This is a genomic window from Fictibacillus phosphorivorans, from assembly GCF_001629705.1.
In the GTDB taxonomy this organism is placed as follows: Bacteria; Bacillota; Bacilli; order Bacillales; family Fictibacillaceae; genus Fictibacillus; species Fictibacillus phosphorivorans_A.
Genome location: NZ_CP015378.1, coordinates 121,134 through 133,377, shown reverse-complemented (window position 1 = coordinate 133,377; position 12,244 = coordinate 121,134). Strand labels below are relative to the sequence as shown.

The window sequence follows — 12,244 nt, the reverse complement described above, 5'->3', positions numbered from 1 at the left end:
TTCACTTAGATCTTTGTTAAGATTTCAAAGCCTTCTTCCGTAATGACAACCGTGTGTTCAAAGTGAGCACACCATTTGCCATCCGTTGTGACAACCGTCCAGTTATCGGATAATGTTCGAACATAGCGAGTTCCCGCATTAATCATAGGCTCTATTGCTAGAACCATGCCCTTTTTCAGCACCGGCCCTTTACCAGGCGGTCCATAATGAGGAATTTGCGGGTCCTCATGTAAGTCCTGGCCTATTCCGTGTCCAACGTATTCGCGAACAACAGAAAACCCTTCACTCTCAGCATACTTTTGTATCTCATGAGAAATGTCAGTTAACCGGGCACCGGCTTTTGCTTTTTCAAGTCCTTTATATAAAGACTCTTCGGTTACATCCAGAAGTTTTTGAGCTTCATCTGAAATCTCGCCAACTCCATACGTCCAAGCGGAGTCACCGTGGTATCCTTTGTACTTCGCCCCAATATCTATAGAGATAATGTCGCCATGGTTGAGTACGCGTTTACCTGGAATTCCGTGCACAAGTTCTTCATTCACAGAAGCACAGATGCTTCCACTAAAACCATTATAGTTTTTAAATGAAGGAATTGCACCTTGGCTGCGGATAAACGTATCAGCAATTTTATCCAGTTCCTTAGTAGTTATGCCAGGCTTAATGTGTTTTTTTAACTCTTGATGAGTTAAGGCAACAATGCGACCTGCCTCCCGCATGATTTCAATCTCTCGCGGTGTTTTGCAGATTATCATTTCGCCAATCCCCCAATAAGTTGGTCAATGTCTTGAAAGACTTTGTCGATATCCTGATCACCATTCATGTTTTTCAGGTAACCTTTTTCACCATAAAAATCAAGCAGTGGTTTAGCCTGCTTCATGTTTACATTTAAACGGTTTCGAACGGTCTCTTCATTATCATCTTGACGTTGGATAAGCGTACCGCCGTCTTTATCACATACTCCTTCAACCTTTGGCGGGTTGAATATTACATGATACGTGCTTCCGCATGTTTGGCAAATCCGACGACCTGTTAATCGCTGCATAAGCTGATCAGAATCTACTGAAATGTTTAACACATAATCAATCGTTCTTCCAAGCTCTGTTGTGATTTCTTCTAATGCTTCCGCTTGGGCAACTGTCCGAGGGAATCCATCAAGTAAAAATCCTTTTTCGCAGTCTTTTTTAGAAAGTCGGTCACGTACGATACCGATTGTAACTTCGTCAGGAACGAGGTTACCCGCATCCATGTACGATTTTGCCTCAAGTCCAAGAGGAGTCTCCTCTTTAATTGCTGCTCGGAACATATCTCCAGTAGAGATATGAGGTATTCCGTATTTCTCAACAATTCTTTCTGCTTGAGTACCCTTACCTGCTCCGGGCAATCCCATTAAGACTAGATACATCTAATCCCTCCATAAATCACAATCGTCTTTTTTTAAGAGCATGTGGGAAGATGAATCTTCCCGTGCTCTTATTTTATGAAGCCTTTGTAGTGTCGCTTGATCAGCTGACTCTCAATTTGCTTCATGGTGTCTAATGCCACACCTACAACAATCAGCAAGCTTGTTCCACCAATTTGAATGGCTGGCGGAAGGTTCAAACCTGGAATTGCTGTAAAGACAACTGGCAGGACTGCAATTGCAGCCAGGAATAGAGATCCAACAAATGTTAATCGATACAGAATTCTTGTTATATAAGTTTGAGTGTTAGCTCCTGGACGAATGCCCGGAATGTATCCACCCTGCTTCTTTAAGTTTTCCGCCATTTGCTCCGGATTTACTTGGATGAACGTATAGAAATACGAGAATCCAATAATAAGGAGCGCATATATAATCATTCCGACTGGTTTCGTGTAGTCAAACGTGTTGATAATCCAAGTCGTAACATCATTCTGTCCGAAGAAGCCAGCAACAGTTCTTGGCGTGATGATCAAGGAAATCGCGAAGATAACCGGGATAACACCTGCTGCGTTAACTTTAATCGGAAGATGAGTTGACTGGCCGCCAACAGGCTTTGTTCCAACGACTCGCTTTGCATACTGAATCGGGATTTTCCGAACACCTTGTTGAATAAAGATAACACCCATAATAATGAGTACAATCGCAAGAGCAAGCAGTACGATCGTTACAATATGCATGAATAACTGATCGTTACCACCTTCAAATTGCGTTGTGAAAAGCTGGTTAACTGCTGTAGGAATAGCTGCGGCAATCCCCGCAAAAATCAGAACTGAAATTCCGTTTCCAATCCCCTTAAGGGTAATCTGCTCACCTAACCACATTAAGAATGCAGTACCTGCAGTTAAAACTAACGCGATAAAAAGATACGTAGACATACTAGGGTTTTGAATAAGTCCTGGGAAAAGATTGTTAAAACCGATAGACATACCGATTGCCTGGATAAAACCAAGAACAATAGTTCCATAACGAGTGAACTGAGCTAATTTCTTACGCCCAACTTCACCTTGCTTACTCCACTCCGTAAATTTAGGAACAACGTCCATCTGCAGAAGCTGCACGATGATCGATGCTGTAATATACGGCATGATACCCATAGCGAAAATGGAGAAGTTCTGTAAAGCTCCACCGCCAAACGTATTCAAAAAACCAAAAATGTTAGCACTGTCGCCTGTACTGAATTTCAGTACATCGCGATTTACGCCTGGTACTGGGATAAATGTTCCTAGACGGAACACTACCAGCATAGCAAGTGTAAACAATATCTTGTTTCTCAGATCACCCACACGCATAATGTTGGAGATTGTCTGGAACATTAGATCACCTCAGTAGTTCCGCCCGCTGCTTCAATTGCTTCTTTAGCAGAAACAGAGAATTTGTGCGCCTTAACTGTAAGCTTAGCTTCTAACTTGCCATTTCCAAGAACTTTGATTCCGTTTTTAAGACTGCTAACTACTCCTGTTTCGATAAGAAGTTCCGGAGTAACTACTGTGCCCTCTTCAAAACGAACTAGCTTCTCAAGATTTACAACTGCATACTCTTTACGAGTAGGGTTTGTGAATCCACGTTTCGGTAAACGACGTGCTAGTGGATTTTGTCCACCTTCGAATCCAGGTCTAACACCACCGCCTGAACGAGAGTTTTGACCTTTATGACCACGACCACTTGTTTTACCATTGCCTGATCCGATACCGCGACCTACACGGTTGCGAACTTTACGGGATCCTTCTGATGGCTTCAACTCATGAAGTTTCATCTGAGCACCTCCTCATGATTTATTTATCTTATTAAGCTTCTAATTCTTTCACTGTTAAAAGGTGAGACACCTTGTTAACCATACCGCGGATAGCCGCGTTATCTTCGTGTACAACCGTCTGGTGCATTTTGCGCAAACCAAGTGTCTTAACAACGATACGTTGGTTTTCAGGACGGCCGATTACACTACGAGTGAGGGTGATTTCTAATTTCTTAGCCATCTAAAGTTCCCTCCTTAACCTAAAAGCTCTTGTACTGATTTACCGCGAAGTTTCGCAACGTCTTCAGCACGCTTTAAATTTTTCAAACCTTCGATAGTTGCACGAACCATGTTGATTGGGTTGTTAGATCCAAGTGACTTAGAAAGGATGTCACCTACACCAGCAAGCTCCAATACTGCACGTACAGGTCCACCAGCAATTACCCCAGTACCTTCAGATGCAGGCTTAAGAAGTACGTTACCTGCTCCAAAGCGTCCAATTACTTGGTGAGGAATTGTTGTTTTTACGATCGGTACAGTTACTAAGTTCTTCTTAGCATCTTCAATCGCCTTACGGATCGCTTCTGGTACCTCTTGGGCTTTACCAGTACCGAATCCAACGTGACCGTTTTTGTCACCAACTACAACTACTGCAGCAAAGCGGAAACGACGTCCACCTTTTACTACCTTAGCTACACGGTTAACGGTAACGACGCGTTCTTCAAGTTCAAGTTTGTTAGGGTCGATACGCATCAGGTTCCCTCCTTCGATTAAAATTCTAACCCAGCTTCACGAGCTGCGTCTGCTAATGCTTTAATACGTCCGTGATATAAATATCCGCCTCGGTCAAATACTACCGATTTGATTCCTTTTTCAACTGCGCGCTTAGCGATTTCTTGACCAATCGCTTTAGCAGCATCTACGTTTCCACCGTTTTCTACACTTACACCTTTATCAAGGGAAGATGCAGATACAATTGTTACACCTGCTTGATCATCGATCAATTGAGCATAGATGTGCTTTGTAGAACGGAATACGTTCAAACGAGGACGTTGTGCTGTTCCGCTTACAACGCGGCGAACACGAGCATGTCTTTTCTTACGAGCGACATTCTTATCTGCTTTCGTGATCATCCTTTGCACTCCTTTCCGCTACCTAACGGCTTTATTTACCAGTTTTACCTTCTTTACGGCGAACGAATTCACCTTCGTAACGAATACCTTTACCTTTGTAAGGCTCAGGTGAACGAACTGAACGGATGTTTGCAGCAACTTCACCAACACGTTGCTTGTCAATACCCTTAACGATTACCTTCGTGTTAGAAGGTACTTCGATGTCGATTCCTTGCTCAGGAACGATTTCAACAGGATGTGAGTAACCTACGTTAAGTACAAGCTTGTTACCAGCTTTGGAAGCACGATATCCAACCCCGATAATTTCTAGAGCTCTTTCATAACCGTTAGTTACACCGATAACCATGTTGTTTAGTACGCTACGAGTTGTACCATGCAATGCACGGTGCTCTTTGTGGTCGCTCGGGCGTTCCACAGTAATTTCGTTATCTTGAACATTAATCTTAATGTCAGCATTGAATTTGCGAGAAAGTTCACCTTTAGGGCCTTTTACAGAAACCGTGTTGTCAGTTGCAACATCGATTGTAACGCCACCTGGAACTTCAATCGGTTTGTTACCTACGCGAGACATGTTGACACCTCCATTCGCTATTTATTACCAAACGTACGCTAGTACTTCGCCACCCATTTGTGATTGGCGAGCTTCTTTATCAGTCATAATGCCTTTAGAAGTAGATACGATCGCAATACCAAGTCCTCCAAGTACACGTGGAAGATCAGTTGATTTTGCATAAACACGTAGACCAGGCTTAGAGATACGCTTAAGACCTGAGATTACACGCTCATTGTTAGAACCGTACTTAAGGAAGATACGAATCATTCCTTGTTTGCTATCCTCTACATATTCCACATCGCGAACAAAACCTTCACGCTTTAGGATTTCTGCAATTTCTTTTTTCATATTAGAAGCAGGAAGCTCCAATTTATCGTGACGAACAGTGTTTGCGTTGCGGATACGAGTAAGCATATCTGCAATTGGATCTGTCATAACCATTACTAGTTACCTCCTTCCCTTTTTTCAGGGTATTACCAGCTGGCTTTTTTAACGCCAGGAATTTGACCTTTGTAAGCAAGTTCTCTGAAACAAATACGGCACAGTTTGAACTTGCGGATTACTGAATGAGGACGCCCGCAACGTTCACAGCGCGTATATTCTTGCACTCCGAACTTTTGCTTGCGTTGTTGCTTAGCAATCATGGATTTCTTTGCCACGGGTAAACCTCCTTTGGCTAAAGGTTATTTTTGGAACGGCATTCCGACTTGTGTAAGAAGCTCACGTGCTTCTTCGTCAGTGTTCGCAGTCGTTACGATAACGATGTCCATTCCGCGAACTTTGTTAACTTTATCATAGTCGATCTCCGGGAAGATCAATTGCTCTTTAACTCCAAGCGTGTAGTTACCGCGGCCGTCGAAAGACTTCTTGGAAACCCCGCGGAAGTCACGTACACGTGGAAGGGAAACGCTGATTAACTTATCAAGGAAGTCATACATGCGCTCTCCGCGAAGTGTAACTTTTGATCCGATCGGCATACCTTCACGAAGTTTGAATCCAGCGATAGATTTCTTAGCACGCGTGATCACAGGCTTTTGACCAGCGATTGCTGTAAGTTCCTCTACTGCTGTATCTAACACTTTAGAGTTGGATACTGCTTCACCAACACCCATGTTGATAACGATTTTTTCGATCTTTGGTGCTTGCATTACTGAAGTGTAATTAAACTTTTCCATTAGAGATGGTAAGATCTCTGCTTTATATCGCTCTTGTAGACGGTTCATTATGTGTCCTCCTTTCACTCTGAGACTTATTTATCTAGGGTTTCACCAGATTTTTTGGCCACACGAACTTTTTTCCCATCAACTACATTGTAGCCTACACGAGTAGGAGCACCAGTTTTAGGGTCAAGAGGCATTACGTTAGAAGCATGAATTGGTGCTTCTTGGCTAAGGATTCCACCTTGTGGATTAGCTTGAGAAGGTTTTGCGTGTTTCTTAACAACGTTCACGCCTTCAACAAGCACTCTGTTTAGCTTCGGATAAGCTTCAAGGATCACACCTTGTTTACCTTTATCCTTGCCGGAAATAACTTGTACTTTATCGCCTTTTTTCACATGCAATGGCATTGTGATGTTGCACCTCCTTACAAGACAATAAACGCCTTGCTAGTAAATATATTAAAGAACTTCTGGAGCAAGAGATACGATTTTCATAAATTGCTTGTCACGAAGTTCACGTGCTACTGGTCCGAAGATACGAGTTCCTCGAGGACCTTTATCATCCTTAACGATTACAGCCGCGTTCTCATCAAAGCGGATGTAAGATCCGTCGTTACGGCGCATACCACGCTTAGAACGTACCACTACCGCTTTAACAACGTCACCTTTCTTAACAACGCCACCTGGTGTTGCGGACTTAACCGAACAAACGATAATGTCACCAACGTTAGCGTACTTACGACCAGAACCACCAAGAACTTTAATGCAAAGTAACTCTTTCGCACCGGAGTTATCAGCTACTCTTAAACGGGATTCTTGTTGAATCATGCGAATGGACCTCCTTTCGGATATGAGTATAATCCGAACAATTTATTAAATAATTACTGCTTCTTGTACTACTTCAACTAGACGGAATCGCTTGTCTTTAGAAAGCGGACGCGTTTCCATAACCTTTACGATATCGCCAATCTTAGCAGTGTTGTTTTCATCATGCGCTTTTAACTTTTTAGAGTATTTAACGCGTTTGTTATATAAAGTGTGAGTCTTGTATGTTTCAACAAGCACTGTAATCGTTTTGTCCATCTTGTCAGAAACAACACGACCAGTGTACACCTTGCGCTGGTTACGTTCACTCATTGTGCGAACCTCCTCTCAAGATTTAACCGTTAGTAATCCCAAGCTCTCTTTCGCGTAAAACCGTTTTTGCACGGGCAATTGCTTTACGAACTTCACGAATGCGGGCCGGGTTTTCAAGTTGACCTGTCGCTAGTTGGAAACGAAGGTTAAAAAGCTCTTCTTTAAGTGCTTTTGCTTTTTGTTCAACTTCTGCAGTGGTCAGGTTACGAATATCATTAGCCTTCATTTGTGTCACCACCCACTTCTTCGCGTTTAACAAACTTACATTTTACAGGAAGCTTGTGTGCTGCAAGACGCAACGCTTCGCGTGCCACTTCTTCAGAGACACCTGCGATTTCAAACATAACTTTTCCTGGCTTAACTACAGCAACCCATCCTTCAGGAGCACCTTTACCAGATCCCATTCGGACTTCTAGAGGCTTTGCAGTGTAAGGCTTAGACGGGAAAATTTTAATCCATACTTTACCGCCACGCTTCATATAACGAGTCATCGCAATACGAGCTGCTTCGATCTGACGGTTAGTAATCCAGCTAGCTTCAAGAGCTTGCAAACCGAATTCTCCGAAATGAACTTCAGTACCGCCTTTTGCGTTCCCACGCATTTTACCGCGGTGTTCACGACGATATTTAACACGTTTTGGCAATAACATAATTATTTGCCTCCTTCCTCTTTTTTCGTTCCTCTTGTTGGAAGGACCTCACCACGATAAATCCAGATTTTAACTCCAAGCTTACCGTAAGTTGTGTCTGCTTCAGCAGTACCGTAATCGATGTCTGCACGAAGTGTGTGAAGAGGAACTGTACCTTCACTATAATGTTCAGCACGAGCGATATCAGCTCCGCCAAGACGGCCTGACACTTGTGTTTTGATACCTTTCGCACCCATACGCATTGCACGTTGGATCGCTTGCTTCATAGCACGACGGAAAGATACACGGTTTTCAAGTTGACGAGCGATGTTTTCAGCTACTAGCTTAGCATCAACGTCAGCTTGTTTGATTTCAAAGATGTTTACGTGAACTCTTTTACCAGTGATGTCGTTAAGGGCTTTACGAAGTGCTTCAACTTCAGATCCACCTTTACCGATAACCATTCCTGGTTTAGCAGTTTTGATTGTGATATTCACACGGTTAGCTGCACGTTCGATTTCAACACCTGATACAGCAGCGTCTTTTAAACGCTTTTCAATATAAGAACGGATCTTAAGGTCTTCATGTAAAAGATTAGCGTAATCCTTTTCAGCGTACCATTTTGAATCCCAGTCACGGATGACGCCAATACGTAGACCTATTGGATTTACTTTTTGACCCACGTCTTAACCCTCCTTCTTTTCAGAAACAACGATTGTGATGTGGCTAGTACGTTTGTTGATACGGCTTGCGCGACCCATCGCACGAGGACGGAAACGCTTAAGAGTAATACCTTCATCAACGAACGCTTGCTTAATCACCAAGTTGTTCGGTTCCATTTCATAGTTGTGTTCTGCGTTTGCGATAGCAGACTTAAGCACCTTTTCAATTACAGGAGAAGCTGCTTTAGGCGTCAAACGTAGAATCGCAAGTGCCTCACCTACTTGCTTGCCTCGAATCAAATCGATTACGATGCGAGCTTTACGAGGAGCAATACGCACTTGTTTAGCAATTGCTTTTGCTTCCATTTTGTGTACCTCCCCTCAATTAACGTCTTGTTTTCTTATCATCAGCTGCATGGCCTTTGTAAGTACGAGTAGGTGCAAACTCACCTAACTTGTGACCGACCATATCTTCTGTACAATAAACCGGCACGTGTTTACGACCATCATAAACAGCGATTGTGTGACCGATGAAGTCAGGGAAAATCGTAGAACGACGAGACCAAGTTTTAACTACTTTCTTGTCGTTAGATTCATTAAGTGCCTCGACCTTTTTCATCAAGTGGTCATCTACAAAAGGCCCTTTTTTCAAACTGCGACCCATTTGAGAACCTCCCTTTGTGTTTGCGCTACGGCTCGATTGAACCGTAGTACAATCACATTATTTTTTGCGACGACGTACAATGTACTTGTCAGTTTGGCTATTTTTCTTACGAGTTTTATATCCAAGAGTTGGTTTACCCCATGGAGACATTGGTGATTTACGTCCGATTGGAGCGCGTCCTTCACCACCACCGTGTGGGTGATCGTTAGGGTTCATTACAGAACCACGAACTGTTGGGCGGATACCCTTCCAACGAGAACGACCTGCTTTACCAACGTTTACAAGTTCATGCTCTAAGTTTCCAACTTGACCGATAGTTGCGCGGCAAGTAAGAAGGATCATACGAACTTCACCAGAACCTAGACGAACTAGCGCGTACTTTTCTTCTTTACCAAGAAGTTGAGCTTCAGCACCAGCTGAACGAGCCAATTGTCCACCTTTACCAGGCTTAAGTTCGATGTTGTGAATTGTAGAACCTACAGGAATGTTAGCTAATGGAAGTGAGTTACCTACTTTAATATCAGCTTCAGTACCGGACATGATTTCTTGCCCTACTTTAATTCCTTTTGGAGCTAAGATATAACGCTTCTCACCATCTGCATAGTGGATTAGCGCAATGTTAGCCGTACGGTTTGGATCGTACTCGATTGTAGCAACGCGACCTGGTATTCCGTCTTTGTTACGTTTGAAATCGATGATACGATACTTACGCTTGTGTCCTCCACCTTGGTGACGAACAGTTAGTTTACCTTGGTTGTTACGCCCAGCTTTTTTGCTAAGAGGAGCAAGCAAGGATTTTTCTGGTTGGTCAGTTGTAATTTCAGCAAAGTCAAGCTGAGACATGTTACGACGACCGTTAGTTGTCGGTTTAAACTTTTTGATACCCATTGTAATTTCCCTCCTTTACGAGTTCTTTTTAAACTCCTTCAAAAAAGTCGAGTTCTTTGCTTTCTGGAGTTAATGTAACTACAGCTTTTTTACGTTTAGAAGTGTAACCAGTATGACGGCCTACACGCTTAAACTTACCTTTGTAGTTAGCAGTGTTAACAGATTGAATTTTCACGCCAAAGATTTCTTCTAGTGCGCCTTTGATTTGAGTCTTAGTAGCACGAGGGTTTACTTCGAACGTGTATTTTTTGTCAGCCATTATTTCAGTAGAACGCTCTGTAATAACGGGGCGCTTAATCACATCACGAGCTTCCATTATGCGAGCACCTCCCCTACTTTTTCCACAGCGTCTTTAGTCATAAGAAGCTTGTCGTGGTTTAACACGTCAAGAACACTAACGCCGTTAGCCGTAACAACTGTTACGCCAGGGATGTTACGTGCAGACAATGCAACAGCGTCATTGTAATCAGCAGTTACAACTAATGCTTTACGATCTGCGGATAGATTTGCAAGTACTTGCATCATTTCCTTTGTTTTAGGAGCTTCGAATGCAAGTCCTTCTAAAACGATCAAGTCGTTATCTAGAACCTTAGAAGATAGCGCTGATTTAATAGCTAAGCGACGAACCTTCTTAGGTAATTTGTAAGAATAGCTTCTTGGTGTTGGTCCGAAAACCACTCCACCGCCAACCCATTGTGGAGAACGGATAGATCCTTGACGAGCACGTCCAGTACCTTTCTGTTTCCAAGGCTTGCGTCCACCACCAGCAACTTCAGAACGGTTCTTTACATCGTGCGTTCCTTGGCGCTGTGATGCTTGCTGCATAATAACAGCGTCGAAAAGCACGCTTTTATTTGGTTCAATACCGAAAACGGAATCGTTTAATTCGATATCGCCAGCTTGAGTACCATCTTGTTTAAATAATGCTACTTTTGGCATCAGATTGTCCTCCTTCCTTATTTAGCATCCTTTGCTTTAACAGCAGAGTTAATTGTAACGTAGCTCTTTTTCGCTCCAGGTACGTTACCTTTGATTAGTAGAAGATTACGTTCTGCATCAACTCTTACAACTTCTAAGTTTTGTACAGTTACTGTATCTCCGCCAGTACGTCCAGGTAATGCTTTCCCTTTGAAAACACGGTTAGGGTCAACTGCACCCATTGAACCAGGACGACGGTGGTAACGGGAACCGTGACTCATTGGTCCGCGTGATTGCCCGTGACGTTTGATAACACCTTGGAATCCTTTTCCTTTAGATGTACCAGTAACGTCTACAGCGTCACCTTCTGCAAAAATGTCAGCTTTGACTTCCTGACCAACTTCGTATCCCGCAACATCAACATTACGGAATTCTTTAACGTAGCGCTTAGGGCTCGTGCTAGCTTTAGCAGCATGTCCTGCTTGTGGCTTGTTAGAACGAGAGTCTTTTTTATCATCAAATCCAAGTTGGATAGCTTCGTAGCCATCATTCTCAACGGATTTCTTTTGAAGAACAACGTTAGGAGTTACTTCTACTACAGTAACTGGAATTAGATCTCCGTTTTCTGCGAAAACTTGAGTCATACCAATTTTTCTACCTAAGATTCCTTTGGTCATTCGTCACACCTCCTATTAATAAGTAAAATATTTATAAGCAAACGTGAAATTATAGTTTAATTTCGATGTCTACACCAGACGGTAGATCCAAACGCATTAACGAATCAACTGTTTGTGGTGTTGGCTCGATAATATCGATCAAGCGCTTATGAGTACGCATTTCGAACTGCTCACGAGAGTCCTTGTACTTATGAACCGCACGAAGGATCGTGTAGATCGCTTTCTCAGTAGGTAGTGGGATAGGACCAGATACCTTTGCTCCTGAACGCTTAGCAGTTTCTACGATTTTTTCAGCTGATTGATCAAGAATTCTGTGATCATACGCCTTTAAACGGATACGAATCTTTTGCTTTGCCATTTTTTTCCCTCCTTTATTCGCCTATTTTGATAAACAGACATTGCTCCGCGGAAATTCAACCTGATATCACCAGCCATGGCAAAGGGGCCTAGTGTGTCAGCAACCTTCCGGATCATCGCAGTGAATGACCAACATTACTTATTATAGAGAAAAGCAACGCCCAATGCAAGTGTTATTTGCATTTATTTATTGCTAATCGCACTTTTTCTATTATAGAGACTTTATTCACGGATTTCAACTTCCTTTTTCTTCTTTTGCATATTTGAATGTGTTTC

Annotated in this window: 24 protein-coding genes; all 24 read right to left on the bottom strand. The window is 42.8% G+C overall.

Annotation, left to right across the window (positions count from 1 at the left end; translation table 11 throughout):
- Positions 1-5 precede the first annotated feature (5 nt).
- Positions 6-752, bottom strand: a complete 747-nt coding sequence (gene map, locus ABE65_RS00710; protein WP_066390693.1) for a type I methionyl aminopeptidase — start codon at positions 750-752, stop codon at positions 6-8.
- The gene (locus tag ABE65_RS00705) at positions 749-1,402 is read right to left on the bottom strand and encodes an adenylate kinase (protein WP_066390692.1); all 654 of its coding nucleotides are present in this window, start codon (positions 1,400-1,402) and stop codon (positions 749-751) included. Before ABE65_RS00705 ends, map begins: the two co-directional genes overlap by 4 nt.
- Positions 1,403-1,470: 68 nt before the next feature.
- Entirely contained in the window at positions 1,471-2,772 is a 1,302-nt protein-coding gene (gene secY / locus ABE65_RS00700; RefSeq protein WP_066390690.1) for a preprotein translocase subunit SecY, read from the bottom strand.
- Positions 2,772-3,212 carry a 50S ribosomal protein L15 gene (gene rplO, locus ABE65_RS00695; RefSeq protein ID WP_066390689.1) on the bottom strand — a complete coding sequence of 147 codons (441 nt, stop codon included), beginning with the start codon at positions 3,210-3,212 and terminating at the stop codon, positions 2,772-2,774. The genes secY and rplO overlap by 1 nt, the downstream gene beginning before the upstream one ends.
- Before the next feature lie 31 nt (positions 3,213-3,243).
- Positions 3,244-3,432 (bottom strand): 50S ribosomal protein L30, encoded by a 189-nt coding sequence (gene rpmD, locus ABE65_RS00690; RefSeq protein WP_066237910.1) that lies wholly within the window; start codon positions 3,430-3,432, stop codon positions 3,244-3,246.
- 14 nt (positions 3,433-3,446) lie between these two features.
- On the bottom strand, positions 3,447-3,947 hold the full coding sequence (rpsE, locus tag ABE65_RS00685) for a 30S ribosomal protein S5 (RefSeq protein WP_066237913.1): 501 nt from the start codon (positions 3,945-3,947) through the stop codon (positions 3,447-3,449).
- 14 nt (positions 3,948-3,961) lie between these two features.
- Entirely contained in the window at positions 3,962-4,324 is a 363-nt protein-coding gene (rplR, locus tag ABE65_RS00680) for a 50S ribosomal protein L18 (RefSeq protein ID WP_066237916.1), read from the bottom strand.
- 31 nt (positions 4,325-4,355) lie between these two features.
- The gene (gene rplF, locus ABE65_RS00675) at positions 4,356-4,895 is read right to left on the bottom strand and encodes a 50S ribosomal protein L6 (RefSeq protein ID WP_066390685.1); all 540 of its coding nucleotides are present in this window, start codon (positions 4,893-4,895) and stop codon (positions 4,356-4,358) included.
- Between the two features lie 24 nt (positions 4,896-4,919).
- Entirely contained in the window at positions 4,920-5,318 is a 399-nt protein-coding gene (rpsH, locus tag ABE65_RS00670) for a 30S ribosomal protein S8 (RefSeq protein WP_066390683.1), read from the bottom strand.
- A 32-nt stretch (positions 5,319-5,350) separates the two neighbouring features.
- Positions 5,351-5,536 (bottom strand): 30S ribosomal protein S14, encoded by a 186-nt coding sequence (gene rpsN, locus ABE65_RS00665; protein WP_066390681.1) that lies wholly within the window; start codon positions 5,534-5,536, stop codon positions 5,351-5,353.
- Positions 5,537-5,560: 24 nt separating this feature from the next.
- A complete protein-coding gene (rplE, locus tag ABE65_RS00660; RefSeq protein ID WP_066390678.1) occupies positions 5,561-6,100 on the bottom strand; it encodes a 50S ribosomal protein L5 in 540 nt (179 codons plus the stop codon).
- Positions 6,101-6,126: 26 nt separating this feature from the next.
- On the bottom strand, positions 6,127-6,438 hold the full coding sequence (rplX, locus tag ABE65_RS00655) for a 50S ribosomal protein L24 (RefSeq protein ID WP_066294477.1): 312 nt from the start codon (positions 6,436-6,438) through the stop codon (positions 6,127-6,129).
- A 57-nt stretch (positions 6,439-6,495) separates the two neighbouring features.
- Positions 6,496-6,864, bottom strand: a complete 369-nt coding sequence (rplN, locus tag ABE65_RS00650) for a 50S ribosomal protein L14 (protein ID WP_066237936.1) — start codon at positions 6,862-6,864, stop codon at positions 6,496-6,498.
- Positions 6,865-6,909: 45 nt separating this feature from the next.
- Positions 6,910-7,173, bottom strand: coding sequence for a 30S ribosomal protein S17 (gene rpsQ, locus ABE65_RS00645; protein ID WP_066390676.1), 264 nt, complete (start codon positions 7,171-7,173; stop codon positions 6,910-6,912).
- A gap of 22 nt (positions 7,174-7,195) precedes the next feature.
- Positions 7,196-7,399: a 50S ribosomal protein L29 gene (gene rpmC, locus ABE65_RS00640; protein WP_066237940.1), complete on the bottom strand. Its 204-nt coding sequence runs from the start codon at positions 7,397-7,399 to the stop codon at positions 7,196-7,198.
- The gene (gene rplP, locus ABE65_RS00635; RefSeq protein WP_066237943.1) at positions 7,389-7,823 is read right to left on the bottom strand and encodes a 50S ribosomal protein L16; all 435 of its coding nucleotides are present in this window, start codon (positions 7,821-7,823) and stop codon (positions 7,389-7,391) included. The genes rpmC and rplP overlap by 11 nt, the downstream gene beginning before the upstream one ends.
- A gap of 2 nt (positions 7,824-7,825) precedes the next feature.
- A complete protein-coding gene (rpsC, locus tag ABE65_RS00630; protein ID WP_066237945.1) occupies positions 7,826-8,485 on the bottom strand; it encodes a 30S ribosomal protein S3 in 660 nt (219 codons plus the stop codon).
- A gap of 3 nt (positions 8,486-8,488) precedes the next feature.
- Entirely contained in the window at positions 8,489-8,830 is a 342-nt protein-coding gene (rplV, locus tag ABE65_RS00625; protein ID WP_066237948.1) for a 50S ribosomal protein L22, read from the bottom strand.
- A gap of 19 nt (positions 8,831-8,849) precedes the next feature.
- A complete protein-coding gene (gene rpsS / locus ABE65_RS00620; protein WP_066237951.1) occupies positions 8,850-9,128 on the bottom strand; it encodes a 30S ribosomal protein S19 in 279 nt (92 codons plus the stop codon).
- Between the two features lie 57 nt (positions 9,129-9,185).
- Complete coding sequence (gene rplB, locus ABE65_RS00615; RefSeq protein WP_066390675.1) at positions 9,186-10,016, bottom strand: 50S ribosomal protein L2; 831 nt, start codon at positions 10,014-10,016, stop codon at positions 9,186-9,188.
- Between the two features lie 28 nt (positions 10,017-10,044).
- Positions 10,045-10,332 carry a 50S ribosomal protein L23 gene (gene rplW, locus ABE65_RS00610; protein ID WP_066390671.1) on the bottom strand — a complete coding sequence of 96 codons (288 nt, stop codon included), beginning with the start codon at positions 10,330-10,332 and terminating at the stop codon, positions 10,045-10,047.
- On the bottom strand, positions 10,332-10,955 hold the full coding sequence (gene rplD / locus ABE65_RS00605; RefSeq protein WP_066390669.1) for a 50S ribosomal protein L4: 624 nt from the start codon (positions 10,953-10,955) through the stop codon (positions 10,332-10,334). The genes rplW and rplD overlap by 1 nt, the downstream gene beginning before the upstream one ends.
- 17 nt (positions 10,956-10,972) lie before the next feature.
- The gene (gene rplC / locus ABE65_RS00600) at positions 10,973-11,611 is read right to left on the bottom strand and encodes a 50S ribosomal protein L3 (protein ID WP_066390667.1); all 639 of its coding nucleotides are present in this window, start codon (positions 11,609-11,611) and stop codon (positions 10,973-10,975) included.
- 49 nt (positions 11,612-11,660) lie between these two features.
- Positions 11,661-11,969 carry a 30S ribosomal protein S10 gene (gene rpsJ, locus ABE65_RS00595; RefSeq protein ID WP_053356198.1) on the bottom strand — a complete coding sequence of 103 codons (309 nt, stop codon included), beginning with the start codon at positions 11,967-11,969 and terminating at the stop codon, positions 11,661-11,663.
- Positions 11,970-12,244: the final 275 nt, after the last annotated feature.

What these genes read in the sequence shown, in the direction of transcription:
- rplE (WP_066390678.1), bottom strand. Translation starts at nt 6,100, where the DNA reads ATGAACCGTCTACAAGAGCGATATAAAGCAGAGATCTTACCATCTCTA.
- rpmD (WP_066237910.1), bottom strand. Translation starts at nt 3,432, where the DNA reads ATGGCTAAGAAATTAGAAATCACCCTCACTCGTAGTGTAATCGGCCGT.
- rplR (WP_066237916.1), bottom strand. Translation starts at nt 4,324, where the DNA reads ATGATCACGAAAGCAGATAAGAATGTCGCTCGTAAGAAAAGACATGCT.
- rplF (WP_066390685.1), bottom strand. Translation starts at nt 4,895, where the DNA reads ATGTCTCGCGTAGGTAACAAACCGATTGAAGTTCCAGGTGGCGTTACA.
- rplD (WP_066390669.1), bottom strand. Translation starts at nt 10,955, where the DNA reads ATGCCAAAAGTAGCATTATTTAAACAAGATGGTACTCAAGCTGGCGAT.
- rpmC (WP_066237940.1), bottom strand. Translation starts at nt 7,399, where the DNA reads ATGAAGGCTAATGATATTCGTAACCTGACCACTGCAGAAGTTGAACAA.
- rpsH (WP_066390683.1), bottom strand. Translation starts at nt 5,318, where the DNA reads ATGGTTATGACAGATCCAATTGCAGATATGCTTACTCGTATCCGCAAC.
- rpsQ (WP_066390676.1), bottom strand. Translation starts at nt 7,173, where the DNA reads ATGAGTGAACGTAACCAGCGCAAGGTGTACACTGGTCGTGTTGTTTCT.
- rpsS (WP_066237951.1), bottom strand. Translation starts at nt 9,128, where the DNA reads ATGGGTCGCAGTTTGAAAAAAGGGCCTTTTGTAGATGACCACTTGATG.
- rpsJ (WP_053356198.1), bottom strand. Translation starts at nt 11,969, where the DNA reads ATGGCAAAGCAAAAGATTCGTATCCGTTTAAAGGCGTATGATCACAGA.
- rplP (WP_066237943.1), bottom strand. Translation starts at nt 7,823, where the DNA reads ATGTTATTGCCAAAACGTGTTAAATATCGTCGTGAACACCGCGGTAAA.
- rplC (WP_066390667.1), bottom strand. Translation starts at nt 11,611, where the DNA reads ATGACCAAAGGAATCTTAGGTAGAAAAATTGGTATGACTCAAGTTTTC.
- secY (WP_066390690.1), bottom strand. Translation starts at nt 2,772, where the DNA reads ATGTTCCAGACAATCTCCAACATTATGCGTGTGGGTGATCTGAGAAAC.
- map (WP_066390693.1), bottom strand. Translation starts at nt 752, where the DNA reads ATGATAATCTGCAAAACACCGCGAGAGATTGAAATCATGCGGGAGGCA.
- rplN (WP_066237936.1), bottom strand. Translation starts at nt 6,864, where the DNA reads ATGATTCAACAAGAATCCCGTTTAAGAGTAGCTGATAACTCCGGTGCG.
- ABE65_RS00705 (WP_066390692.1), bottom strand. Translation starts at nt 1,402, where the DNA reads ATGTATCTAGTCTTAATGGGATTGCCCGGAGCAGGTAAGGGTACTCAA.
- rplO (WP_066390689.1), bottom strand. Translation starts at nt 3,212, where the DNA reads ATGAAACTTCATGAGTTGAAGCCATCAGAAGGATCCCGTAAAGTTCGC.
- rplW (WP_066390671.1), bottom strand. Translation starts at nt 10,332, where the DNA reads ATGGAAGCTCGTGATGTGATTAAGCGCCCCGTTATTACAGAGCGTTCT.
- rplV (WP_066237948.1), bottom strand. Translation starts at nt 8,830, where the DNA reads ATGGAAGCAAAAGCAATTGCTAAACAAGTGCGTATTGCTCCTCGTAAA.
- rplB (WP_066390675.1), bottom strand. Translation starts at nt 10,016, where the DNA reads ATGGGTATCAAAAAGTTTAAACCGACAACTAACGGTCGTCGTAACATG.